The 24212-nt window shown below is 50.7% G+C and carries 25 protein-coding genes; 13 read left to right on the top strand and 12 right to left on the bottom strand.

Annotation, left to right across the window (positions count from 1 at the left end):
* On the bottom strand, positions 1 to 379 hold a 379-nt coding region (locus BUA24_RS09425), incomplete at its 3' end, for a hypothetical protein (protein WP_143146499.1).
* A 130-nt stretch (positions 380 to 509) separates the two neighbouring features.
* The gene (locus BUA24_RS09430) at positions 510 to 1847 is read right to left on the bottom strand and encodes a class II 3-deoxy-7-phosphoheptulonate synthase (protein ID WP_072791754.1); all 1338 of its coding nucleotides are present in this window, start codon (positions 1845 to 1847) and stop codon (positions 510 to 512) included.
* Between the two features lie 157 nt (positions 1848 to 2004).
* Between BUA24_RS09430 and BUA24_RS09435 the strand changes: the two genes are divergently transcribed.
* The 5 genes from BUA24_RS09435 (at position 2005) to BUA24_RS09455 (ending at position 5599) form a co-directional block, all read left to right on the top strand.
* Positions 2005 to 2931, top strand: coding sequence for a TIGR03621 family F420-dependent LLM class oxidoreductase (locus tag BUA24_RS09435; RefSeq protein ID WP_072791757.1), 927 nt, complete (start codon positions 2005 to 2007; stop codon positions 2929 to 2931).
* Between the two features lie 2 nt (positions 2932 to 2933).
* Entirely contained in the window at positions 2934 to 3512 is a 579-nt protein-coding gene (gene nadD, locus BUA24_RS09440; protein ID WP_072791759.1) for a nicotinate-nucleotide adenylyltransferase, read from the top strand.
* Positions 3513 to 3613: 101 nt separating this feature from the next.
* Entirely contained in the window at positions 3614 to 4156 is a 543-nt protein-coding gene (rsfS, locus tag BUA24_RS09445; RefSeq protein ID WP_084660398.1) for a ribosome silencing factor, read from the top strand.
* A 168-nt stretch (positions 4157 to 4324) separates the two neighbouring features.
* Positions 4325 to 4666 (top strand): hypothetical protein, encoded by a 342-nt coding sequence (locus BUA24_RS09450; protein WP_072791760.1) that lies wholly within the window; start codon positions 4325 to 4327, stop codon positions 4664 to 4666.
* Positions 4667 to 4762: 96 nt separating this feature from the next.
* Positions 4763 to 5599, top strand: coding sequence for a fumarylacetoacetate hydrolase family protein (locus BUA24_RS09455; protein WP_072791761.1), 837 nt, complete (start codon positions 4763 to 4765; stop codon positions 5597 to 5599).
* On the opposite strand, the gene BUA24_RS09460 is transcribed toward BUA24_RS09455, so the two are convergent.
* Positions 5596 to 5793: a hypothetical protein gene (locus BUA24_RS09460; protein WP_072791762.1), complete on the bottom strand. Its 198-nt coding sequence runs from the start codon at positions 5791 to 5793 to the stop codon at positions 5596 to 5598. The two genes, BUA24_RS09455 and BUA24_RS09460, sit on opposite strands and share 4 nt — an antisense overlap.
* A 74-nt stretch (positions 5794 to 5867) precedes the next feature.
* Between BUA24_RS09460 and BUA24_RS09465 the strand changes: the two genes are divergently transcribed.
* From BUA24_RS09465 to BUA24_RS09475, 3 genes are all read left to right on the top strand, one after another.
* Positions 5868 to 7070 (top strand): cytochrome P450, encoded by a 1203-nt coding sequence (locus BUA24_RS09465; RefSeq protein WP_072791764.1) that lies wholly within the window; start codon positions 5868 to 5870, stop codon positions 7068 to 7070.
* Positions 7071 to 7260: 190 nt separating this feature from the next.
* Positions 7261 to 7599: a P-II family nitrogen regulator gene (locus BUA24_RS09470; protein ID WP_072791767.1), complete on the top strand. Its 339-nt coding sequence runs from the start codon at positions 7261 to 7263 to the stop codon at positions 7597 to 7599.
* 38 nt (positions 7600 to 7637) lie between these two features.
* The gene (locus BUA24_RS09475) at positions 7638 to 9899 is read left to right on the top strand and encodes an HD domain-containing protein (RefSeq protein WP_072791769.1); all 2262 of its coding nucleotides are present in this window, start codon (positions 7638 to 7640) and stop codon (positions 9897 to 9899) included.
* Here the strand turns inward: BUA24_RS09475 and BUA24_RS09480 are convergent.
* Together BUA24_RS09480 and BUA24_RS09485 are read right to left on the bottom strand one after the other, a co-directional pair.
* A complete protein-coding gene (locus BUA24_RS09480) occupies positions 9847 to 10827 on the bottom strand; it encodes a DMT family transporter (RefSeq protein WP_072791772.1) in 981 nt (326 codons plus the stop codon). The genes BUA24_RS09475 and BUA24_RS09480 overlap by 53 nt on opposite strands.
* Positions 10828 to 11205: 378 nt before the next feature.
* On the bottom strand, positions 11206 to 12708 hold the full coding sequence (locus BUA24_RS09485) for an MFS transporter (RefSeq protein WP_072791775.1): 1503 nt from the start codon (positions 12706 to 12708) through the stop codon (positions 11206 to 11208).
* A gap of 108 nt (positions 12709 to 12816) precedes the next feature.
* Here BUA24_RS09485 and BUA24_RS09490 point away from each other — a divergent pair, with 108 nt between their 5' ends.
* Positions 12817 to 13518: a TetR/AcrR family transcriptional regulator gene (locus BUA24_RS09490; RefSeq protein ID WP_178138786.1), complete on the top strand. Its 702-nt coding sequence runs from the start codon at positions 12817 to 12819 to the stop codon at positions 13516 to 13518.
* A gap of 238 nt (positions 13519 to 13756) precedes the next feature.
* Here BUA24_RS09490 and BUA24_RS09495 read toward each other — a convergent pair whose 3' ends face one another.
* The 4 genes from BUA24_RS09495 to BUA24_RS09510 all read right to left on the bottom strand — a co-directional run bounded on the left by BUA24_RS09495 (position 13757) and on the right by BUA24_RS09510 (position 17738).
* Positions 13757 to 14623, bottom strand: a complete 867-nt coding sequence (locus BUA24_RS09495) for a 5-oxoprolinase subunit C family protein (RefSeq protein ID WP_218587461.1) — start codon at positions 14621 to 14623, stop codon at positions 13757 to 13759.
* Positions 14624 to 14660: 37 nt separating this feature from the next.
* Positions 14661 to 15275: a 5-oxoprolinase subunit B family protein gene (locus BUA24_RS09500; protein ID WP_072791781.1), complete on the bottom strand. Its 615-nt coding sequence runs from the start codon at positions 15273 to 15275 to the stop codon at positions 14661 to 14663.
* A 235-nt stretch (positions 15276 to 15510) separates the two neighbouring features.
* The gene (locus BUA24_RS09505) at positions 15511 to 16278 is read right to left on the bottom strand and encodes a LamB/YcsF family protein (protein WP_072791784.1); all 768 of its coding nucleotides are present in this window, start codon (positions 16276 to 16278) and stop codon (positions 15511 to 15513) included.
* Between the two features lie 404 nt (positions 16279 to 16682).
* Positions 16683 to 17738 carry a DUF2891 family protein gene (locus BUA24_RS09510; RefSeq protein ID WP_143146502.1) on the bottom strand — a complete coding sequence of 352 codons (1056 nt, stop codon included), beginning with the start codon at positions 17736 to 17738 and terminating at the stop codon, positions 16683 to 16685.
* Positions 17739 to 18401: 663 nt separating this feature from the next.
* On the opposite strand from BUA24_RS09510, the gene BUA24_RS09515 reads away from it, so the two are divergent.
* Both BUA24_RS09515 and BUA24_RS12255 read left to right on the top strand, forming a co-directional pair.
* Positions 18402 to 19115 carry a class I SAM-dependent methyltransferase gene (locus BUA24_RS09515; RefSeq protein WP_072791790.1) on the top strand — a complete coding sequence of 238 codons (714 nt, stop codon included), beginning with the start codon at positions 18402 to 18404 and terminating at the stop codon, positions 19113 to 19115.
* 379 nt (positions 19116 to 19494) lie between these two features.
* On the top strand, positions 19495 to 19737 hold the full coding sequence (locus BUA24_RS12255; protein WP_143146503.1) for a hypothetical protein: 243 nt from the start codon (positions 19495 to 19497) through the stop codon (positions 19735 to 19737).
* Positions 19738 to 19768: 31 nt separating this feature from the next.
* On the opposite strand, the gene BUA24_RS09520 is transcribed toward BUA24_RS12255, so the two are convergent.
* Positions 19769 to 20008, bottom strand: coding sequence for a hypothetical protein (locus tag BUA24_RS09520; protein ID WP_072791792.1), 240 nt, complete (start codon positions 20006 to 20008; stop codon positions 19769 to 19771).
* Positions 20009 to 20849: 841 nt separating this feature from the next.
* Between BUA24_RS09520 and BUA24_RS12580 the strand changes: the two genes are divergently transcribed.
* Both BUA24_RS12580 and BUA24_RS12585 read left to right on the top strand, forming a co-directional pair.
* Complete coding sequence (locus BUA24_RS12580; protein WP_178138787.1) at positions 20850 to 21026, top strand: hypothetical protein; 177 nt, start codon at positions 20850 to 20852, stop codon at positions 21024 to 21026.
* Between the two features lie 293 nt (positions 21027 to 21319).
* Positions 21320 to 21475, top strand: a complete 156-nt coding sequence (locus BUA24_RS12585) for a hypothetical protein (protein ID WP_178138788.1) — start codon at positions 21320 to 21322, stop codon at positions 21473 to 21475.
* Between the two features lie 1426 nt (positions 21476 to 22901).
* On the opposite strand, the gene BUA24_RS09525 is transcribed toward BUA24_RS12585, so the two are convergent.
* Both BUA24_RS09525 and BUA24_RS09530 read right to left on the bottom strand, forming a co-directional pair.
* Positions 22902 to 23336, bottom strand: coding sequence for a PIN domain-containing protein (locus BUA24_RS09525; RefSeq protein ID WP_072791795.1), 435 nt, complete (start codon positions 23334 to 23336; stop codon positions 22902 to 22904).
* Positions 23333 to 23590, bottom strand: a complete 258-nt coding sequence (locus BUA24_RS09530) for a hypothetical protein (RefSeq protein ID WP_072791797.1) — start codon at positions 23588 to 23590, stop codon at positions 23333 to 23335. The genes BUA24_RS09525 and BUA24_RS09530 overlap by 4 nt, the downstream gene beginning before the upstream one ends.
* Between the last annotated feature and the right edge of the window lie 622 nt (positions 23591 to 24212).

Below are 24212 nucleotides of genomic sequence, written 5' to 3' on the forward strand. Positions count from 1 at the left end.
GAGGTTTACCCCCCATGGATCCATAGAACCCGGCATCTCCAAAGGTGAAGATCCCGCCGTCGGAGGCTACCTCCCAGTACCCGAGTCCGTCGGGCATGGCTGCCATGCCAACAATAGGTTGATTGAGCGGGTGACCACCCATTCCTCCCAGGTTTAGAGCCGAAAATGAGTAGATCGATCCGTCGCTACCAACCTCAAGATAGCCCGGTAGACCTATCGACGCTGAGGGATTTACGTCTGTGAAGGATCTAGTTGTGATCGATTTTGGACGGCTACTAGGTGCAACTGCGAAGGCTGCAAAGATAAGCATCAGGGAGAGAAAGAACGGTAGTAACGATACTTGTGGGGACCGTTCTGAGCGTCTCCGTCTTGTGACCATTAGCGGCTCTCCTTGTGTTGAACAATTTGCACAGCTTAAGTCGGCACATTAAGGGTTAATCTGAACCGCTAGAAAGATGGTCTCTAACAGATCACTAACAATCTAATCACAAGGAGTGGGAGTTCGAGCGCTAAAAGAGCATTTCTGCTACTTGGTATGCCAAATCTAGCGACTGCCTGGCGTTTAAGCGAGGGTCGCAGATCGTGTTGTACTGGGTATCCAACTCGCTCTCAAAGACTTCAAGAGATCCACCAAGGCATTCAGTTACGTCGTCTCCGGTGAGTTCGATGTGTATTCCACCCGGCCAGGTTCCAATCTCGCGATGTACGTCGAAAAACGCCCTTATCTCAGCCACGACGTCGTCAAAGCGCCTTGTCTTTAGCCCTTGTGTAGAAGTAAAGGTGTTTCCATGCATCGGGTCACAGGTCCATAGAACCTTCCGTCCGCTCCTTTGGATCTGCTCCACGAGTTCTGGGAGGCGCTTTCGAAGCGTTTCAGCCCCCATGCGGGTGATAAGAGTTAGTCGCCCTTCTGTATTTTCCGGATTGAGTACTTTGCAAAGCTCATCGAGTTCTTCTGCTGTCATCTTTGGTCCGACTTTTAGACCTATGGGGTTGGAAATTCCAGAGGCGAATCGGACGTGGGCACCATCTATATCTCTAGTGCGTTCTCCTATCCACACCATGTGTCCGGAGAGATCGTAGTACTGTTTCGACTTTGGATCCAGACGGGTAAGGGCGGCTTCGTACCCTAGTAAGAGAGCTTCGTGGGAGGTCCAGAACTTTACCTGCTTGAGAGAGACCTCTTTATCCAGGTTTATGCCACAGGCCTCCATGAAGTTAAGGGCGCGTGTTATCTCGGTCGCAATTGCGTCGTAGCGTTCACCCTCCGATGAAGACGCTACAAACTCCTGATTCCAGGTGTGTACTCGAGAAAGGTCGGCAAAGCCCCCAGTGGTCAGAGAGCGAAGGATGTTTATAGTGGAGAGCGACTGTTGGTATGCCATTATGAGTCGGCGTGGATCAGGTATGCGCTTTAGTGGGTCTGGCTCGTCCGAATGCACGATGTGCCCCCTGAAAGAAGGTAACTGCATACCCAGATAGGACTCAGTGGGAGCTGAACGTGGCTTAGCATACTGACCTGCCATCCTTCCAACTTTGATGACAGACACCCCTGACGAGTAGGTAAGCACGACTGCCATCTGTAGTATGACCTTGAGCCGATCCCTGACGTTCTTGGCTGAGTGATCGTTGAAGGACTCGGCACAGTCGCCTGCTTGGAGCAGAAATGCCTGTCCCCGGGTTGCCTGCGCAAGTGAACTTTTCAGATCTTCTATCTCCGCAGGAAACACTAAAGGGGAGTAAGATGACAGCTCTTTCTCCACAAGTTCGAGCTGATTTAGGTCTGGCCACTCTGGCTGCTGCGCCGCCTTGCGCTCTTTCCAGTCCCATGGGGTCCAGGCACTCAACTTGTTCGCATCTCCTCAAAGGTCTAGTCCGGCTAGTTAATGTTCCCTCTTGATGGGTTACATAGCCTTCTCCTTACTAATACCATGTTACAGACACCCTCTGGCAATCGTTATCTCAAGGGTGCTAAAGTGCACAGCATCATCTACTATTTTGCCAATGCACCCATTTCGCTTTGGAGTTCAGCTCAAGAGCTCCGGTTCAATAGAGCACATATTGAGCGTTGTATCGAGGGTTGAGAGCCTTGGATACGACGTTATCACCGTCCCTGACCATATCGATCAGTCGATGTCACCCTTTGTCCTGCTTGGTTACCTAGCTTCAAAGACAGGACTGACTTTAGGGACTATGGTTTTGTCGAACGACTTCAGGAGTCCGGTGATAGTAGCTAGAGAAGCCGCCGCTCTGGCTACTATCAGCCAAGGTCGTTTCGAGCTTGGAGTTGGGGCCGGATGGCAAGGTGCCGACTACCTTCAAATGGGACTTTCTATGGAGAGTCCCAGTGTTAGGGTCTCCCGTCTTGAGGAGGCTCTCTCTATCATCAAGGACGCGTTCTCCAAAGAGGAAGTGAGCTTTGATGGCAAGTTCTATCAGCTTGACAGGTTTGCTCTTCACCCGCGCCTTTCAGATGAAGTAGTTCCAAAACTAGTCGTGGGAGGCGGAGGTAAGCGGGTGCTGTCAATAGCGGCAAAATTCGGAGACGTTGTAAGTATAAATCCTTCGTTGCGCCACGGTGAGTATGCCAAAGAAACCCTGCAGGAGATGTCCGAAGAGAGTTATCTTCGTAAATGCGAATGGGTGCAAAGCAAACTAGGGGCCTTGGGACGTTCTGTGGAGCTGCACTGCAGATCGGCATTTGTCTATGTGGGGGACGACCACTATGAAGTTGTATCCCAGATGGCTGGTTCTTTCGGACTCGATCCTCTAGAGGCATATAAGATGCCGCCACTTCTGATAGGGAGCGTTGACGACGTCGTTCAACAGCTGTTGTATCGACGACAACGCTTTGGATTCAGTTACTGGAGCGTTCACGAAGGCGATGTTGAGTCATTTGCTCCCGTGGTGAACGCTTTGAAGGGACGATAGAGATGAATATAGGTATCTTTGGAGGTACCTTCGATCCGATTCACATCGGGCATCTTGTGGCAGCCGTGAATGCCAAGCACAGTGGATCCCTGGATGAGATCCATCTAGTCGTTGCCAATATTCCTTGGCAGAAAGAGGGAGTTCGCCACCTTACTCCAGCTCAGACCCGTCTGGACCTTGTTCGACAAGCTGTATCCAATCTCAAAGGTTTTGTGGCCTCCGACACAGAGATACGACGAGGTGGCAGATCCTACACCTTCGATACCTTGGTTGATTTTCGTAAGAGATACCCAAACGACAACCTCTATCTGGTGGTAGGGGCTGATGCTGCCATCGAGATGCATACCTGGGAACGGGGTGAGGAGTTCTCCGATCTATGCAACCTTATAGTCGTTACAAGACCTGGATTTGAGATGCCCGACAAGATCTTAACTTGGCCGTCGTGGAAAACAGTAGAGATTCCATCATTGGACATATCCTCTACGGACCTAAGACAGAGAGTGAAAGACGGCCGCCCGCTGGACTTTCTGTTACCTCAGTTTGCGATCGAATTCATCTACGAAACCGGTCTTTTTCGCTAAGACCTCTTACTTGGAGAGTTAGTAATACACGCATGTGATGAGATCATGGTTCATGCGTAGCGCCAAGAGGTGTTAGACCCTCGATATTCGAAGTTGTGCTGATGCAGACTGGAGCGGAAAGCTCTTCGGCTATCTGTGGTACTGTGTTGATAGGAGGAAGATATTTGGTTTTATCTGATAGGCTAAACGGTGCGGCGTGGGAAGACGTAGCCGTGGACGAGGCTATAGAGGTGATCTCGAGCAAGGATCCTTTGAACTTCGAGGACATCTCAGAACAAGATGCCGAGGTAATATTGGTCTCCACATCCGTTGCACTTGTAAAAGGCGGTATCGATCCGGTAGTACTTGACCTAAGGGGAAAACACTCCTTAATCGATTTTTTAGTGATCATTACCGGAAGCAGTGACCGTCACGTGAGATCGTTATCCGAGACGATAACGTCGCAGCTTCGAAGGGTTGCGGAGCTAAGGCCAACGCTAAGCGAAGGTCTTAAAGAAGGCAACTGGGTCCTGCTCGATTACGGTGCGATCCTCATCAATATCTTCGATGAAGAGACGAGGGCCTTCTACTCGCTAGAGCGGCTTTGGTCGGACGCCTCGAAGAAGGCCTTTGACCCTAAGGTTCTTTCTACCGTCACCTCTTAGAACGCAGTAAAGATACAGAGACAAAGATTTGTAAAAAAGCCCGAGTCTCTGAACCAAGGTAACGTTTATCCCGGGCGTTGTGTGAATCAGAGATGAATTCTGTCATAGGTGAGGCTTGTCTTGAGTCTGCGAGCGGATAGGTTACGGTTAATATTGGAGGAGACAATGGTGTCTAATAACCTAACGCAGAGGACCGAGCGCGATGAGATAGTGAGAGTCACATCGTGCAACAGTGAGTGGGTGATAGATGAAGCGCATAAGCTGTATCTTCGAGTGCCTCGAGGGGCAAAGACATTTGATCCCAAAGCTTTGCCCCGAGATCTTTGGAGCGAGTTCTCCCATTTTGTTATCGATGATCATCGCTCTGAGCTGATTATATACCTAAACGCCGAATGCTCTCGCATAATAAAGGCACATCTACACAGTGAGGACTGTGGAAGCTGCGGCGATGAACGAAGGGACGTTAGCACCATTGAGATGTCCCGTCTCGACAACGAGGCGCTACCGTAACTTAGGCAATTAGCTAAGGGAGAACTTGATCTCCCGATTAGAGTGCTTTTTGGGAGTCTGCACTTGGCTCAAGATCTAGGAAGATAGGACTATACCTTGCGTTTTGCCACTTTAGAGTATGGAAACGGTTCAGCGGCTGCTATCGATTTCGTGACTCACTATCAGCTGACCCCCTTTGAAGACCTGGCATCGCTTCTAAGAGGTGTTGGCGGTGATCTTCAAAAGACAGCAGATCTTACGCTCGAGGTCTATATTCCAAAAGAAGAGGCAAGGTACCTACCTGGCGTAACCACCCCGTCCAAGATAATATGTCTTGGACTCAACTACTACGACCACGTAAAGGAGATGGGTCACGACACCGTTAGCTACCCCACTTTGTTCGCTAAGTTTCCCTCTACCTTGACTGGACCCTACGATGACATCGAAATTCCGTCGGTCTCTGATGCGGTGGACTGGGAGGTGGAGCTAGGGGTAGTAGTTGGTAAACCCGCTCGAAATGTCACTGAAGACCAAGCTAAATTTTCGGTTGCGGGATTTGTTGTCGCCAATGACGTATCTATGCGGGACTTCCAAAGAAGAACGTCGCAGTTTCTGCAGGGAAAGATCTTTGAACGTTCGACTCCCGTTGGGCCTGAACTAGTTACGCCAGACGAGGTGGATTACGCAAAAGATCTGATAATCGAGTGCTATGTCGACGACGAGAAGGTACAAAGTTCCCGAACCTCAAAGATGGTGACCTCGGTGAGTGAAGCCATCTCCTACATATCCAGGATAACCACGCTTGAACCAGGAGATCTGATTCTGACTGGCACGCCTTCGGGAGTGGGGGCTGGTCGCACTCCGCCGGTGTTTTTGCACCATGGCCAAGTTCTAAGGTCTTACATAGAAGGTGTTGGCGAGCTAAGAAACAGGTTCATAAAGGCTTCGACCTAGTCGCTCTCCTCCTCCATCTCCTCTATTTCACCTTCTTCAAAAAATAGATCTTCGTCTTGGTAGCGTATCCATAACTTACTGACAACTCCCTTCGACACGGATACGATTTGTGCTCCTTGGTAAGTCGTACCGCCGGCTCTTACGGTCACGGGATGGTCGAATCGGGTCTTAAGCATTGAACGGTCTAGTTTCATGGCACCTCCTTACCCAAAATGCTCACTAATCCATCGTCTACGCTTTGGTCTGACCTAAGTGGTAGATTTGAACTATGAGGGACGTAAATGCGCTACTTATGTCGTTGGCTATCGATAGAGAGGTTCGCAACGACCCGTACCCCATCTACAAAGAGTTTCGTGCTTTAGGAGCCATGGTAAAGGCCTACAACGGATTCACAGTAGCTACCGGGTACGAGAGTTCGACTCAGGTATTGAGGAGGTCCGAGTTTGGCAAGGGATTAGACCGCATCGCAGAGATGCCTGAAAATGCGCCGTACTTTAGGGAGCGTAGCGTGCCTCCCTCAATGTTGTTTCAGGATCCTCCAGAGCACAGTCGACTTAGGCGGTCTGTCTCTCACTTCTTCACTCCACGATCCATGGAGAAGATGCGTAACTCGGTTACAGATATCGCTAACTCCCTGTTTTCAGACCTGAAAGAGTCCAAAGGAGGTGATCTCGTTGCGCGCTTTGCTCTTCCGTTGCCAGTCTGGATGATCGGGGACATCCTTGGAGTTCCAAAAAACGACCGGTTTGCCCTTCAGCCTTACGTCTCCAAGGTTGCGAAGACCCTTGACTTCAATCTTGGGCAGGACGAACTAACTATCAAGGAAGCTGAAGAGGCATCGGAGTACCTGATAGCATACTTTCGTGAGTTGCTGACCGAAAAGGTCAAGACTCCAGGAGAGGATCTTCTTTCTGAAATCGTCTCTGCAGAAAGGGACGATGAGGGTGGCCTAACGCTAGACGAGGCGTGCTCCATGGCTATCCTACTCTTTGCTGCCGGTTTTGAAACGACTGGAAATTTGATCGGAAACGCTACCTACGCTCTTTCTAACAATATGGAGCAGTACAAAGCTCTCGTTGGAGCAGAGGTGGATATAAAGTCCGCAGTCGATGAGCTTATACGCTACGACTCTCCAGTGCAGCTTGATGGAAGAGTGGTGTTGGAAGACGTTACGCTTTTCGGAGTCGAACTATCGGCGGGATCCTTCGTTGTTACGCTCCTTGGTTCAGCTAACCATGATGAAACAATTTTTAGTGAACCTGAGTCCCTCGATCTTGGAAGAGTTGCGCAGCCCTCTATGAGTTTTGGACAGGGCATTCATTTCTGTCTCGGTTCTTATCTGGCAAAGATGGAGTTAGGGGTGTTTCTTGAACTACTTATAGGCCAAGGTGACTTTCTATCTATCGAGTCTATGAGGCGAAAAGAGTCCCTTACGCTAAGGGGTTTTGAGGAGATGGTCGTTCAGCTTTAGAGTGTTCGAACGCTATCGTTGGTGAGTTTTAGTTGATGTCTTGCGATCTTTTTCGATGAGCTTTCTGGGTTTCTCGCATAAACACAAACCCGTCCGTTAACTACCCTGTAACAGAGGTGAATCTCGGCTGAAATACAAACCGGATAGCCTTTTCGTTAGAGTTGGTCTTGGCTCCGTGATAGGAGGATGTGTGAAGCTGGTTACGGCGGTGATTAAGCCCTTTAAGCTAGAGGAGGTTCGGGAGGAACTCTCCAAACACGACGTCAAAGGTATGACCGTTACTGAGGTGCAGGGCTTTGGTCGACAAAGTGGTCACGTAGAGGTCTACCGTGGAGCGGAGTATAAGGTTAGTTTCGTCCCCAAGGCTAAGATCGAAGTCGTCGTAGACGACTACGACGTTGAGTCAGTCGTTGCTGCCATCTCGAAAGTTGCAAATACCGGGAAGATCGGTGACGGCAAGATATGGATAACTCACGTCGAAGATGTTATACGCGTTAGGACGGGCGAGAGAGGTTTAGAAGCGCTATAACGACAGAGGTTTCGTTATTAAAGACTAAAGATCGCCTATTGGCAGGAGATGCGTCCTCGTTTTCTCTCCGCTTTACCAAGGAGTTGGACGGTTTCATTACGGGTTTGGCTGACCTGAGTGGCAGGTTCTCACTTGTGGCGGTCGGTAGCTATGGTCGTGGTGAGATGACGCCTAACAGCGACATAGATCTATTGCTTCTACACGACACAAAGGTTTCACGAATAGAGACCGAACGAGTGACCCAGTCGATCCTGTATCCCCTCTGGGATAGCGGAATAAAGGTGGATCATTCAGTACGTTCACTAAGAGATGTCGCTGATAGTCTTCGCCAGGATCATAGGGTAATTTTAGGACTGTTAGACGCTAGGTATCTAAGTGGTTCCTATGAACTCTTTGCAAAACTTGAGGATCTAGTAAAAAAGGAGTTTAAGTCGAACCTCAGGAGCTACGTAGCGATTACCGAACGCTCCGTAGCGGAACGGCATAACAACTTCGGCTCTTTAGCCTTTGACCTTGAACCACACCTGAAAGAGTCAGCTGGGGGAACCAGAGACTTTGCGCTTTTGCGGTCGCTTGTTAGACTTGGGGTTGCTGAGGTTCCTTTAGCGCCTCATCTTCTTATGGAGGCTGCACAACGCCAAGTTGAGCTTCGAGTGATGCTATATAAGGTCAACCCCAAGGCACAGGAGAGACTGTCTCTAACGGACCAGTTGGAACTGGCTGTTAGACAAGGGGTGAGTGACCTATCGGAGTTTATGTATGTTTATGCCAAAGAGGCCCAGTGGGCGTCGGTTACATTGAGGGAGATCTTGGCCCATGGGGTTTCACGACCAAAGAGAGCTACTTCCAGTACTGGGTCCAGAGGATCCGAAGAAGACGGTTCATCTTTTGATTCCCCGTCGAAGGGCGAGATAGATCGTGTCGAGGTAGCTGTATGCGATCTCATAAAGATGATCGACTCCGAGGTGCGATCGAACCAGCCATACCTGGCGCGCCGGCTAAGTTCTCTTAAGAGTCGCTACATGGTCTCGCCCGATCGGCAATGGAGTGACAGAGACCGAAACGCATTTGTGACTCTGCTTCAGTCTGGAGATAGACTCCTATCTCTGTGGGAGTGTCTTGACGTCTCGGATCTGTGGTACGAGATCCTCCCAGAGTGGCGAAGCCTTAGATTTCTCAGGAGGCCTAACGCCTTTCATCGTTACAGCGTCGATCGACATCTCATCGAGAGTGCTCGAAAGGCTGCTTTGTTAAGGGACCGAGTTCATAGGACCGATCTACTGCTTCTGGCTGCCCTGCTTCACGATATTGGTAAGGCGTATGAAGGTGACCATTCAGAGGTTGGGGCTGGAAAAGTGTTGCGTATCGCAGAACGAATGGGTTTTGGAGATGAGGACCGCCAGACTCTAGCTTCTTTAGTTTTGAATCACCTGTTGTTGGCGGAGACTGTCACTCGTCGCGATCTTACTGATCCATCCACAGTCGAGATGGTTGCCGCAAAGATAGGCACTTTGGAGCGTCTTGAGTTGCTCGAGATTCTGACCGAGGCGGATTCGCTAGCAACAGGGGTCGTATCTTGGAGCGGTTGGAAGGACTCCCTTATGAAAGAGCTCGCCTTCAAGGTCGTGCGATACTTAGACCATGGTGTGCATGGCGAGAGACAGCCAAACTTACCTGCTCAGATACTTGAGGAGCTCGTTTCTAAGGCCAGCTCAGGACACGCCGTTGTCGCCACGAGTGACCACCTCTACGTGGCAGCGAGAGACAAAAAGGGACTACTAAAGATGGTCGTTGGATCACTGGCTATCTCTGGGATCTCAGTGGTATCTGCCGATGCCTTCGAACTTGACGGCATTGCAATCGATGCGTTTAGGGTGGAGACCTGGAGCGGAGGAGAGCCTAACTATCAAAGGTTCAAGTTGAATTTAAAGAAAGCTCTTTTAGATGAGAGCTTCCTCAACGAACGGGTTCAGCACCTTAGGCAGTCTCATTCATACCTTTCAGATCGAAGACGTCTAGAGGTCTTGGAGTTCAGGCCAAAGGTCGAGGTTGTGAAAGATGTGTCAGATACGGCGTTAGTTGTAGAGATATGGGCGTCTAACAGACGTGGCCTTTTGTTCGAGCTCTCCAGAGAGATATCTGATAGAGGCTTTGACATCCGGCATGCAAAGATCCTTACAATGGGTTATGACGTGGTCGACACCTTCTACATCGTCGACTCCTCGGGAAAAAAACCGACAGAGTTAGTTAGTCTAGAGGCTCTTGTAGCGGGTCTTGAGAGGGTCGTCTCTGGCTCCTAGTAGTTTGAGAGGATATGACTACCACCGAACTCATCGTCAACAAACCACCGATGATAGCTACGAGGTGAAGTGGAAATCCTAGAAACAGAACGTTGGCTGCACTTGCTGCTATGGGTTCCGCACAAGATATCACGCTCGCCTCAAAGGGTGGCAAAGTCTTCAGTGAGTTAATGAAGAGAGCGAAGGAGATCGAGGTCCCAAAGATAACGATGAATAGTAGGAGTAAAATAACCGTCATCGTAACGGTCTTTGTTGGGGAAGATACGATCCAAAACGGGGACAGCACCAATCCAGCACAGCTTAGACCTATAGCCACTATGTATGCAGAGTCGTAGCGCTGTAGGAGACTGGTGGGTGCGTTCATGTATAAAGCTGCAGCGACCGCTGATATTAATCCCCAAATTACTCCTGGAACCGGGATTATCAATGTTGAGAAGCTCCCGTTGGTCAATACGGAGATTGTGCCTGTAAGCGCGAGAAGAAGGATTACAGCTGAGATGACAAGGCTCCGGAGAGTGCGAAATCGTCGATGTACTGTTACGCCCCACACAAATAAGAGCAGTGGTGCAGCGTACTGTAGAAGTGTGGCAGATACTGCATCTCCCTTTGCGACGGCCATGAAGTACGCAAACTGGACGCCTCCTAGGGCTACTGTGCCAAACAACGCCACTTCCATGAGGGCCCTAGGATCGGTCACTATCTTGACGAGTTCAGAGGACCCACGTTTGACTATGAGGTAAGCAAGAAGAAGTCCTCCCCCAAACTCGGTTCTAATAGCGAGAACCCAGGTAGTAAAGAGGTGGTAGTCGTGAAATAGTATCTGCGCGGCGGTGCCCGAAAGGCCCCACAAAGTAGCTGCAAAGAGTACCTTTAGAACCGCTAGGTGGTGGTCGGAGACTCTAGTATTTGTCAACTTTCGGGTTTCCATCTCCACACACTTTGCTTCTAAGGCTGGACCAAAATACGTAACTGCATCTTCAACTCTAACCCCAGTTACACATCTCTGGGACAACCTGTTCGCATCTGTGTGTCCAAGCAAGCTAGAGGCCCAGATGCCGAAGTATTTGAGTCGATGGAGGTTCTGTGAGCTTGTTGTTGCTCTTTTCTCACCTACTCTGAGCCTAAGTCACTTACCTGCACTGTAACCAAGGCTACTGGTGGAGGGCACTACTTATGAGGTTGGTCATAAGTATCGGGTGATCAGGTTGGGAGGACTCATCACCAGGCGCTAGGCAAAAAATACCCCCTTTGGACTGTGCCTTAGGGGGTACGTTTCTTTAGTTAGCCTTGGGCTCTGTTCTTTGATCTAGTGCATGACCATAGGCTGGGAGTTATCGAGCTTCGGGGCGCCTGGCTTGAGAAGTAAAGCAGCTAGGACCCCACCTATAGCAAATACCAGTGCAGACCAACGGAAGGCCGTGATGTAGCTGTGTACAGCTGCCTCGGCCAAGACTTGACGACTTAGCACCTTGCCTGCAAGGAAGGCGGTTCCTGCAGAGGCAGCCAAGGTGTTAAGCAGTGCTGTGCCGATCGACCCGCCGATTTGCTGGGAGGTATTGACCGTTGCAGACGCAACTCCGGCGTCGGCAGCGCTCACCCCCGCAGTAGCGGTGTTCATAGAAGGTGCCATAACTCCACCTAGACCAGCACCTAGGATGAGAAGCGCTGGAAGAACTACACCAGTGTAGCTACTACTGATGCTGACACGACTAAGCATCAACATGCCTCCAGCTGCGACGAACATCCCGAGAGCCACCAGATACTTCGGGCCAAACTTCGGTAGGAGCTTAGCGGTCGACGCCGTTGCCACGACGACTAGCAATGCAATCATGGGTATGAATGCAAGTCCAGTCTTGACAGGGGAGTACCCAAGGGTCTCCTGGAGGTAGTACGTCAGGAAGAGAAACACGCCAAACATCCCCACCGATGCGATAAATACCGATAGATAGGCGCCGCCTCGATTGCGATCTAGAACGACTCTCATCGGCAGCAGAGGATGATCTACCTTGGTCTCGGTGAAGATAAAGGCCACGAGGAGAACGGCTGCGGCTACCAAGAAGCCTACTGTGATCGAGTTAGACCAGCTAGTGGTCTCGGCGTGGGAGAACCCGTAGACGATCGAGAACATAGCAGCAGATGCGAGAGCTACTCCTGGTATGTCCAGCTTGGGTTTTTCTTCATGATGATCTTTGGTAAGGAAGACTATTCCACCTATAGCTGCTGCAACAGCGAAGATTAGGTTCACGTAGAGACTCCACCTCCAAGATAGATACTCTGTGAGAAAGCCGCCAAGTAAAAGCCCAATGGCGCCTCCGGCACCTGCGATAGCGCCATAGATTCCAAAGGCCTTACCTCTTTCTTCGGAAGAGGTAAAGGTGGTTGTAAGCAGCGATAGAGCCGCTGGTGCGAGCAGTGCACCAAATGCACCCTGCACGGCCCTTGCTGTAACCAACATTGGGAAACCGGTGGAAGCCCCACCGACAGCTGAGGCAATGGCGAATCCAAATAGGCCAACTATGAAGGTAATCTTACGCCCAAACAGGTCGGCGATGCGTCCACCGAGCAGAAGTAAGCTACCAAAGGATAGCGCATACCCTGTCACGATCCACTGTCTGTCAGCGTTCGAAAAAGCGAGTGCCTTTTGAGCCGATGGTAGAGCGATGTTTACCACGGTGGCGTCAAGGACCACCATGAGCTGGGCGATTGCCACGACCGCTAGAATCCACCACCTATGCTTGTGTGTGTGTTCGGCGATGGACCGTTGAACTTCGAGCGACGCCTGTGAGGCTTTCTCTTCTGATATCTCCATCTACAGTCTCCTCTCTATGTGGAGAACTTATCTCCGCTTTATATAATCCAACCTACACATATCTGGAGATATTCCCTCCGCTTAACAAAAATGAGCTATATTGTTGTTGTGGAGTTGAGTAGTACGGTCGAGGAACCAGGCGAAGAAGGCGGTTCTGTGAGGCATCTCCGCCGAGACGCAGAGATGAACAGGGAGCGAGTACTAGCGTCAGCTAGGGAACTCTTCGCCCAGTATGGGCTGCAGACAACTCTCGATGAGATTGCACACCATGCTGGCGTAGGAGTCGGAACGGTGTATCGCAGATTTTCCAGTAAAGAGGCACTAGTAGAAGCGCTATTTGAGCAGAGGGTACAGGCTATCGTTGACTTAGCTAACGAGTCGTTGCTCATCGCCAACTCCTGGGAAGGATTTGTTCACTTTCTAGAGAATCTCATATCTATGGAGGCGAGTGATAGGGGTCTAAGGGAGCTTGTTCTAAGTAACGACTACGGAGGCGAACGACTGCAAGCCCTGAAAGACCAGGTAGAGGCTCCTGCGAGTGAGATTGTGGAACGGGCAAAGCGCGACGGATATCTAAGAGAGGACTTTGCTGCTACAGACATTGTGGTCATCACGGCCATGTTGGGAACTGCAGACGAGTACTGCTCGCAACTGGTTCCAGGGATGTGGAGGAGGTACTTTACCTATGTGCTTGATGGTCTAAGACCCTCTAGAACCTCCAGCTCTGAAATCGCCTACAGGAGCCTATCAATGGAAGAGATGAAGTGTGCTATGGGCAGTTGGAGGCGCCGGTTCCAAAGAGCGACGTAGAGGATCTACCTATGCGGTATGGCTTTGAATTCAGGTCCTAAGGATCAAAGGACGGAGTAAGTATCAATTGTTCTTGAGGTCGTCAATTGGAGTCGGTGAGTGAGTGTAGCAAGCGGACGATGAGCAGATCACTGTAGCTCAGACCTATGTTTTTGGGGGGTATATCTAAAGATGGTCAAAAAGAGATAGGGATTGAACGAAGACTCTATCGTCGGTCGTCGAGCACCCTGGTCTTGCCCTAGTCTATGGTACCTCTCCAAAGTCTCGATCTTGTAAAAGTTACTGTTTCTCCTGAGCGTAGCTGAGCGCAAAGCCCGGCCGAAGTCTCGTCGATTACGCCTACGACCGGATAACCTCCGGTGGTGGGATGATCTGCCAAAAAGACCACTATCTCACCGGAAGGTAAAAGTTCTACTGCTCCCCAAGCAACTGCCTCACTTGCTAGCTCTTCATCGAAGAGTCCTTCGATGCGTTGACCTCCAAGGCGAAGCCCAATTCGATTACTTTGTGGTAGAACCTGAAATGATTGGCTAAAGAGATCCTGCTCACCCCTTTTACTCAACCAGTTGCGACGTGGTCCAGGATGGACTGAGATTAGCGTTGAGCTGTATATCGGTAGATAGGGTGCAAAGTCTACTACCGGGCGTCGTGTTGAGTTAGGGCCGATCTCAACTATCTGGCCTTCGGTCAACGGCTCTGGACCTAGACCTGAAAGTACGTCTCGAGAGCGACTTCCTAGCACCGGTTGAACCTGAAACCCACCGGCTACTGCGACGTAGCAACGCAACCCCGCCTTTGCTGTTCCAACATCAAGGGTTCCACCTCTTGGTACGTAGAGCGGCATGGCCCACTCAGCTATACGACCGTTTACCCTAACGTCAGCCAGAGCACCAGTGACAGCTACTAATGCAGACGATGAGAAGTAAAGTGCAACTCCATCGTAGGTAGTCTCAAGAACTGCATTAGCTGTTTCGTTGCCAACCAAACGGTTAGCTAAGCGGAAGTTGACTACATCAAGAGCGCCAGAGCGAGGTACTCCAAGGTGAGCCATACCGGGTCGACCAGAGTCCTGAAACGTCGTTAGAGTCCCTGGTCTAACAACCACGCAATAGTTTTGTCTACCGAGCATTGGCCATTGTAACTTAGATGGGTACGAACTTGACTTTGGTCCCTGGCGTAAGAAGTGCTGGTGGGGTTTGCGTCTCATCCCAGATGCGTGTCTCACAGCGACCGATCAGTTGCCAGCCGCCAGGGGATGGGTGGGGGTATACGCCCGTGTACAGATGGGCTAGTCCGACGCTGCCAGCGTCCACGCTCGGTCTTGGAGAGGCTCGACGAGGAACCAAGTGGTCTTCGTCCAGGCCACGTATGTACGCAAACCCGGGTGAAAAGCCACAGAAGATAACTTGATGAGAGAGACTCGAGTGATAGTTAATCACCTCTTGTTCTGTCATGTTCCAAAGCTCTGCAACTCTCCCTATGTCGGGACCGTCGTAGCGGCACTCCAATTCCACGGTCACCTCTTGTGATAAACGACCAGCACGGAGCTTCCATGTCATTAGGTCGCTCTTTGCGGTATCGAGGTTTCCGACACCATCAAATAGTACTGTGCGTTCTCCTGGAACGATATTCACAACGTCTTTTAACCAACCGACGTTGCAACGAATAGCCACTTCGGCTAGTAGAGAGAGAACCTCAGCGTCACTTTCGACCTCGACTAAGAAGGCTTTAGGTCCATAAGGAAGGATGCGAAGCACTGGTCTTACGATGTGGTTACCTTGTTGGTCATTTTTTCCATAGTAGCGATACTAAGGGTGCGGATCAACGCGCGAACTCCTTCATGGTTTGACCGTAGTCTCGACTACCGTCGTGTCTCTCTTTGTCTAGTTGCAGGCGTGTGTGGGACCGTTGGGCGGTTTTGCTGGCTCTTTACAGCGATGTATCGAAGGGACATTTCAAGTGTCCTAACGACTCTGCACCGCTTGATGGTATCTAGCTAAACGAAATGACGAAGATACCTGCCTCTTCTAAGGTAGCGCGAAGTGTGGCCGCAAGCGTGACAGCCCCTGGGCTGTCGCTATGTATACAGATAGATTGGCACGATACGTAAATAGATGAACCTTCTATGTCGGTAATGGGCTGTTGAGAGGCGAGCGCTAGCCCTCTAGATGAGACCACTTTCGGATCCGATATCACAGCTCCAGGCTTTGAGCGCGCTACGAGGAGTCCCTCATGTGTGTAGGCACGATCAGCATATCCTTCTGAAATCGTTTTCACGCCTGCCGCACCTAGCACCTCGAGCGATGGACTGCCCGCTAGAGTGAGCACGGCTAGAGATGGGTCATACTCCAAGACGGCGGTGGCCATAGCCTGCGACAACGTCGCGTCAACTGCCATGTCGTTGTATAAGGCACCGTGGGCTTTGACATAACTTACCCGAGTCCCGTGGCGTCGACAAAAAGCTTCCAAGGCGCCTATCTGATAGGTGACATCCGTTATCAGTTCTTGCGGGCTAACCTTCAGTTGTCTTCGACCAAATCCTACGAGGTCAGGGTAGGAGACATGCGCACCGATTGAAACTCTTTTAGAGGCTGCAAGAGCTACAGTAGCGTCCATAATCCTTGGGTCTCCGGCGTGGAAGCCGCAGGCTATGTTGGCACTTGTTACGTATTTCAAAAGCTCCTCGTCGGCGACCGATTTGTAGAGTCCGAAGCCTTCTCCCATGTCGCAGTTGAGGTCGATACGAAGTTTCGAACTCATTGAGTAACCTGCCTTGCGTTGTCAAAAGATTAGTGGAAGCTTAGCAATTTGCAGTCTTTAGGGCTATTAGACCTCTGCTCAGAATGCGTTGACTTGGAGAGGGAAGGCTCCAAAGATACTTACAGCCATCGGTATGAGATGTGCCTAACAGGCAATCCACCCTTAAAGTGGGATCGGTCCTTAGTTGTAGCAAGTCTCCGCACTTCATGCTCCCTTTTCATCTGCAACGCTCGGTAGAGTTCTGACCCACACCTACGAACCTCGTTGCGTGGTTCGACGCCTATAGGAATCCCCTGTAAATGAGGATAGACGTTATGAGCGGCTCGACTTAGGTAACTTGAGTTTTTGTTCTGACTTGAAGACCGACAGAAGATAGAGCACCAAAAGATCTGACCCGGCGGCTACTAGAAATATAAATGTGCCTCTAGCTTGACGTTCAGATAGGTGAGAAAGGTTGGCAACCAGTGACTTCTGCCGAAACCATCGGTGACGTCTATCCCCACAACTTGCTCGAGGTGTTCGTCTAGTCCTAACTGCGCAGCATTTCCGATCTTCGAGTTAGGTCCAAGGATATCCACAATGGAGCTGAGGCACCAGGAACGGGAGATAAGTAGCCCTTCGAGATGAACAGATCCTGGCTCTGAGGGGCTACGCTTGAATTGTGGAGGATGCCATCTGTACATCTCTTCCGTTACAAGAGTCGTTTCGATCCAACTTGCAAAGCGCTGCGGTTCTAAAATGCAAGCCATCAACGCTGCTTCTTCAAGGCCTGGATCAAGGAAGTCACTGCCCGAGGGCTCAGTCGTCCAATTGATACTCTTATCTGCCAAAAACCACTGTTCTGCAAAACGAACCACACACCTGGAGAGCTCTTCGTCCTTGAGGGTTTTAGCGGTCTGTAGCATCAAACTAAGGGAGAAGGCACTATTTGAGTGCAAGCCTGTCCTTATGGGGTAGGGTAGTACCGTTGAAAAGTACTCGATGAGGCGATGTCTAAGTAGCTCGTATAGTGGATCTAAAGCCTTGCACCACTTCTTAGCCATAGTTGAGATTTGAACGTCACTCTCGTTTGTACTACACCGGTGACATTCACTATAAAGAGCTGCTAGCCAGGCCCAACCGTAGGGTCGTTCAAAGAATAAACCTCCAGGCCCGGCAAAGAACTGCTTTTCCTGCATTAGCTTTTCGCTGCTTAGATGCTGGTCGAGAACGGTTATCACCCGCTCTCTTTGGTGCTCAGTTAGGTCGAGATCAAGTGAGCGCAGTAGCGTCCAGTGCGAATGTACGGCGGAGTGCCAGTCGTAACTCCCATAAAAACTTGGGTTAAGCTCTCGCGGCGGCTTTACATCCGAATCTGAGTTTAGTTCTTGGCAAAGCACATGCGGATACTCTCGCAATACCGCATCTAAAACAGCACTAACAAGTTCTTGCGTTGTCGCTACACCATTTACCGCGCGCATAGAGACGACCTTACCATCTAAGCAGCGAGGTGTGAGGGGTTGGTGCAGGGACAATTCGGCAAAGTCCGGGATCCTTCCATTCTGCAAGTCTCTTTGGAGCACCTTTGTCCGAGGTCATCTAAGTTGCCTGCGTCCCTAAGCCGCCTGGTCTTTCTATGTTTTACGACCTTCGATGTTGTGTATTGTCGGGTCAGTTACTCATAGCAGCAGGTTTATCTCGAAGCCCTAGGCGGTATCTAAGGCGGCCCCAAGCATCAGGTAGATTCAGCGACTCTCTTGTCTTTTGTTTCATTTGTTAGCTCATGATCGCCCAAGCAAACCTAGCTAGGGGTGGATCTAAACTTCATAAACTCGTCAGGCTCCACCAAGCCTTGTACAACCCGCACGATGCGTGCCTGGCTCTTAGGTTGCTGCCACCGTGGCGGTGAGTCGAGTTTGCATCTTTAGCTCCGCAAATGTGTCGATATGAGTATTAATCATCATTCATAAAGCGCTGTATGGTAAAGCCGATAAGAATGGAAGGGAGGGTCCGAGTCCCTTGTCGTGCGATTAATGATATCGCCAGCGGTGCAACACAAGAGATATGGTGCAGTACTGTGAGGTTGGGAGTACGCCCAGCGCCCAAAGCCAAGTCTTCCCTGAGATCAGCTATATAATTTCACCATGGATGCAGCCAGTCTAAAGCAGCGGGTAGAGGAGATCTCGTGGTATCACCGGATAGAACTGCCCCATGGCATAGTCACTCCTGGTGTCTATGATCCACGAGAAATGCTTACTCGCATCAAGTTGCCGAACTTGGAGGGACGTACAGTCCTAGACATCGGTGCATGGGACGGATTTTGGTCATTTGAGGCCAAGAAGCGGAATGCCTCGCTCGTCTTAGCTACTGACTCTTACTCCTGGACGGGAGAGGGTTGGGGTGATAAGCGCGGTTTTCTTCTAGCTCGAGAAGCATTAGGTCTTGATGTCGAGGACCTAGAGATCGACGTAATGTCACTATCGCCTAATGAAGTAGGGCGGTTCGACGTCGTTTTTTTCCTCGGCGTCCTTTATCATCTGCGGGACCCAATTGGCGCCTTAGAAAAAGTAGCCTCCGTTACCTCAGACATGCTAATACTGGAGACCGAGTCTTCTTTGTCCTGGCTTCCAATGCCAGCTGCAGCCGTGTTTCCCGGTACTGAGCTAAATGAGGACCCCACTAACTGGTGGTCCTTCAATGAAAGAGCCATTGTGGCATTACTACGCTCCGTTGGCTTTCGACGGGTAGAGAGAGTGTGGCGACCAGATGCGCTTCATCGAGGGGTGCGATCTCTACGACAGCTTTACAAAAGCAAAAGATATACAAGCAGTCGTATAGTCTTCCATGCCTGGAAGTAGTCGCTCTTTATACTATCGCAGCCGATAGAGGGCTGTGGCTGTGTGACAGGCTCGACACCTATTGTGAAATTCTTTAGTTGTTAGTGTGAGTCGATTTCAACTCAGAGAGCGAAAGCTCAAGTCTGCGATCGCTATCTGTATCTGCAGGATAGACGGGTGAAGAGTCTTGAAGGGGAAGTGTGATACCGTCTGCTCAGGCAGTCAACTGGGTTGATTGAGGCAAGAGATCACATTAGAAAAAGGGAATGCAGATGCATCCTGTGCTTGGACAGGTACCTAAGCTTTGAGCACCGATACACATAAGAGATGTACGCGCCGACGAGAAGGAACAAGTACAAGTCAGATTTCAAGGTGACAGTCGCGCTTGAAGCCCTAAAGGGTGACAAGTCAATTGCGGACCAGGCACAGACCTACACGGTCCATACAGCCCCAGATCACCAATAGGGAAAGGCAGCTTCTCGAAGGATCTACCAAGGTTTCCGAACCCGGAGCTACTACCGTGGACGAGAGTCGCATGGACGTAGATGCTCTCCACGACAAGATCGGACGGCTGGAAGTAGAGCGAGAATTTTCAGCGATGAAGCCAGGGGTTATATCTCTTCAAAACAGAGACGCCAGATGATCGACCTCGAACTTTGGGAAGGTACCTATCTCTATCCACAGGCCGACTCTTTTAGGCTCCCCGCTCTAGCTATCACCAAAAGCCTAACCACCAAGAGTCGAGCAACAACCTCAAAGTGATGTCCGATATGGATAAGGTCTACCTGACCCATCCGGTCTTTGTGTCCCGATAGATCACTAAGTTGCTCGTGCACAGGGGAACCTGAGTCAACCGCGACCGGTTTTGCCGGCTCATCAAAGTGATGGAGATCACTTCCTAGCCTTTTGACCAAGCACCACCGAGGTCAACTCGCCTTATCTAAAGTATCCCTACCTACTTAGAGACCTGGTGATCGATCATTCGAATCAACTCTGTGAAGTAGATATCACCTACAGCCTATGTAAGTAAGGGCGACATGTATCTAGTGGCGACCATGGACTAAAGTTCTCATAAGGTTCTCTCTTTCTGTACTCCCAACACTATGACATTCGACTTTTGCGTGTCCGCTCCTAACGAAGCCTTGGCGTTTTATTTGACTCCGACCAAGGATCTCAGTTCATCTCAGAAATATTCGCAAGCATTCTCATCGATGCTGAGATTACGATATTGATGGACGAAGTCGGAAGGGCAATTGACAACGTTTTCATTGAGCGACTCTGGCGAACCCTGAACTACGGGCACACCTACTCGCCCCATCTTACAGTGGTGCCGAGCTTCCTGAGAAAATAGCAAAATACCTAGATTGATACGATCTCCGAGAGACCTCACCATGGGCGCGACGGACTTAGCCCAACGGGGCCTACTGTCAATAAGATACAAGCCAGCGTGTTGCCTCATCCGTTAGAGAAACAGATGCTCATTGCTTGGGAGGGCCGTCAGTCTGTCCAAGGTCAGAGGTCTACTTCAGAGAGGAAACCAACCCCGTGATCTTACACAACTATCTATCTCAAAGATCCGTGAAAGGCTTCAGGTCCAGTTGGATACTTGTCGAACGTCTCAGTCAAAAACCGCAAAAGTATTGCCCTGTTACCTACAGTAGTGCAGTTCGTAGACGTCACAAACAGTGCCCGTCAAGAAAGGAGGTTAATCTTGGTTCTGCAGGTACCTGCAGTAGACTGTAGGAGCGATACCAGATGGTCAAGCTAGATAGAGACGAGGATGAACTGATAGTTACCTTTGGACAAAGAAGAGATACGGTGATATGTCCTAGCCCAGCTAGACGAATTTTTCAACTGAGATTTATAGCTCTACGGCGTCTTAGGGATGAAGCACTTTTAGCTGTACAGACAGCTACTGTTGAGCTCAAGTAGGTGGGTCAATTCTAAAACGCTGGTGTGGGTCGAAAAACGTCGCTGTTTACAACATCCTCGCCTTTGGTGACTTTCGACTCAAGGTAATTGAGAGCCACTACTTAGCCGAAGCGCTTCGGAAGACGCTCGATACGTATAACTGGTTCCGCCATGTGCAAGCCTCCTCCGGCACGATGCTCAGGGAGACTCTGTGCTGCATTGCTCACCTAGAAAACTAGGGCCAGAAGCCTATGACCGGTGTGAGGTCGAACCGCAGGCCCGTGCGGATAGCTACCTCCCAATCGAGATTGTCGATGGGCACCTCAAAAAACGCTTGTGAGGTTGCGCCTTTCTACGGTCATGCGGTGGAGCGTAAAGCATGTGGAGGAACTGTGGCAGGCTCGTGCGGGCGGTACATGAGGGAGGTCAACGGCGCTTTCCAGCCCATTATCCGTGACCATGACAGCTAAGTACCCGAACCCCCTTATGAGCTAAGACCAGAGCGCAGATCTGGCTGTGATCACGAGTAGATCAATGATCGACTCGTGGAACTTCGGCTAGCTGGGCTTATCTTTCATGCTAAGCCAGATGAGCCGGGTCAATTCGCCATCCGACCATCGTAGCGATAGTCGGATGGGGTCGCGATGCAAGCTTCTTTGCCCCATTTGTTACGTAACCGAAGTTGCGAATCGACCTCTTCGTCAATGCGATCTGAGAATCGCTCCTCCAATCCGAACGCTCAGTAGTCGTTTCGGATTCTTATGTGAAGGTGACAAAGTTCATCGCCATCAAGCCGGGGTTGCGTAGGTAGCGAGAATCCTATCTCATTTAGTGAAGAAGCTCGGTCGGCGTCCAATTCGCCCTAGGTCCCATGCGCTGTAAGGCACAGCTATCAGTGTTCACCGCTGACTTGGTCTTTCGGCTGATTAGCTACCATCAGTCGGACATCGTTCCCTCGGATAGGTACATACCGTCTCGTCACCACGTGTCTAGAACAAGCGTGGACGGACTGGGAGGTCTTGGATGCCAAAACCGTTACCTAGCTGGTGCGCCCCCTGGGACTCGAACCCATAACCTGCGGGTTAAGAGTTACATCCACCAACAATCTTTCGACGTATCTAAACGCATAAATGCACTTCAGAGCGTTGTGGTCCGACCGTTCAACACACGTGGACATAGCCTAACCTATGAAAATGTGGGCAGAAATGTGCGCAAGAATTGAACCGCCCAGAACCCGCGCACGACACTGGCACATCAGCTCCCGAACGATCCGGTCTGAAGCTATTCTCTCCGAACGGCGGGACCCTCAGGGGCACCGCTTCTCATGCTTGCTGACTTAACCGAGTGCGCTCATGCCCTCATGGCAAACAATCGGCGACGCACCGCAGCCCAGGCACCCCACATTAGAGACATATCAGCTGCAGACCCGTCACCACAACGGTTTGAATGAATCAAGCCACTAGCTGGACGGCCCCGCACTGCGGTTGGGGTTATGCTCTGGTCGTAGTCTTGCCGCCTCGGTTGTCATCGATGTCTCTGAAGAGGGCTACGGACGACACTTGTGAGACAGGTTGAAGCGATCGGCGAGTTTGGCAAACCATCGCAACGATGGTTTGCTGAGTTGGATGGGCAGTTCATCGGGGACATTATGAAAGGGGTAGGATACCTCAGCAGAGTGATGTGTCCCATTTGGTGAGCAAGTCCACTCACGTCCGGTCCTGTGAGAGCGGGAGGGGGAGGTTCCCTCCCGCCACTCGCCTCTCAGGCAATCCGAGGTAATCACCCGATATGTCGATATGGCGGTTGACTACTCGATTAATCCTTGGATGCCTGGATCACAGGTTCTCAAGCTCCAGACGCAGGGTCTCTACATTTACAACTACGTTAGTCTTCGCTCTAGAGGGTCTCAAGCTCCAGACGCAGGGTCTCTACCGTCCACGTCGGAAGTCCGCATCCGAGAAAATCACCGTCGCGAGTAAGGATGCCAGCATCCATGGTCATGGCTAGTGCGACAGGAGCCCAATCCTTTGGATCTTGTGGCACTCGCCGAAGCGCAAGCTCCTTCTTCTCCTCGTAGGCAAAAGAAGGAATGATTTCAATGGTGCGGCTGGTGAAGAGTTCATCAACGTCGCCTAACAGCAGATCCACTTGTGCTTGGCTCAAATGACCATGCTCCACAATCTTCTTGGCCCGTTTTGGTGGTTCGTGTTGAGTCTCTTCCCATTGGTCTTGAGCGATGACGCTGCGTAACTCCGAATGGCGGAACAGATAGCGTCCTCGTTTGCGGAGCAGCTCTGCAGCGAGCACGCTCGTATCGACCACCACAATCATTCAGGCAACTGTCGCCGGAGGTCGAACAGCTGTGCCAGCTCCTCTTCGGACATACCCGTGTCTTCGAGGATCTTCTCTACCGTGACGTCCAATTTGGCAATAGCACGACGTACTTCGTCCTGATCACGTTCGAGCGGGATATAAAACCCAATCACCTGACCGTGCTTGTTCACGGCAACCGGATCGGAGCCGGAAAGGTAGGTGCTTGCATTGTTGCGAAATTCACGAACGCCCACGCTTTTGAGTTTGCCCATTGTGTCTCCTTTGTGTACACATTATAGCGCTTTATGGGCTGACCGTCAATGGCCCGGTCTGATTCGATGTTCGATGTGCTGATGCCCAACTCAGTGGGATGGTACCGGATAACCGGACAGTCTGATGCGGCCCCATCTGATGGACCACGACCATGCGAGTGTGAACGGGTTGTTTTCTGGCTCTATTGACATTCATGTGGATGCCTGGACTCCCATGGAGGGCCCATAGTCCCAGTTCAGTAGGGGTATTTGGGGCGCAATTGGCTGCATGAGAAACGCACACGGTTTTTGAGCTCTAAATTTGGTGTTAGCAACCCGCCAAAAAGGAGTTGTGTATTCTCGCTGAAATCTGCCGCCCTCTAGGAGGGTGCGAGAGGGACTCAGAAACAGTGGATGCAAACAGGCTGTGGCATCCTTGGTGTGGTTGTGTTGCACATCAATCACAGAAAGGATGCCACATGCCCAATAGGAGGATACCAATGAGAAAGATCGAAGAGGTACTGCGCCTCAGTGTGCAGGGCAAGAGTGTCAGAAGATAGGCCCGTAATCATTTTGGGCAAACGTTGGTCGTGTGCCTAAAGTTGTGCAAATAGGCCATAGAGTCTTTGGAACTGTGTCTATC

Source organism: Ferrithrix thermotolerans DSM 19514 (genome assembly GCF_900128965.1).
Lineage (GTDB): Bacteria > Actinomycetota > Acidimicrobiia > Acidimicrobiales > Acidimicrobiaceae > Ferrithrix > Ferrithrix thermotolerans.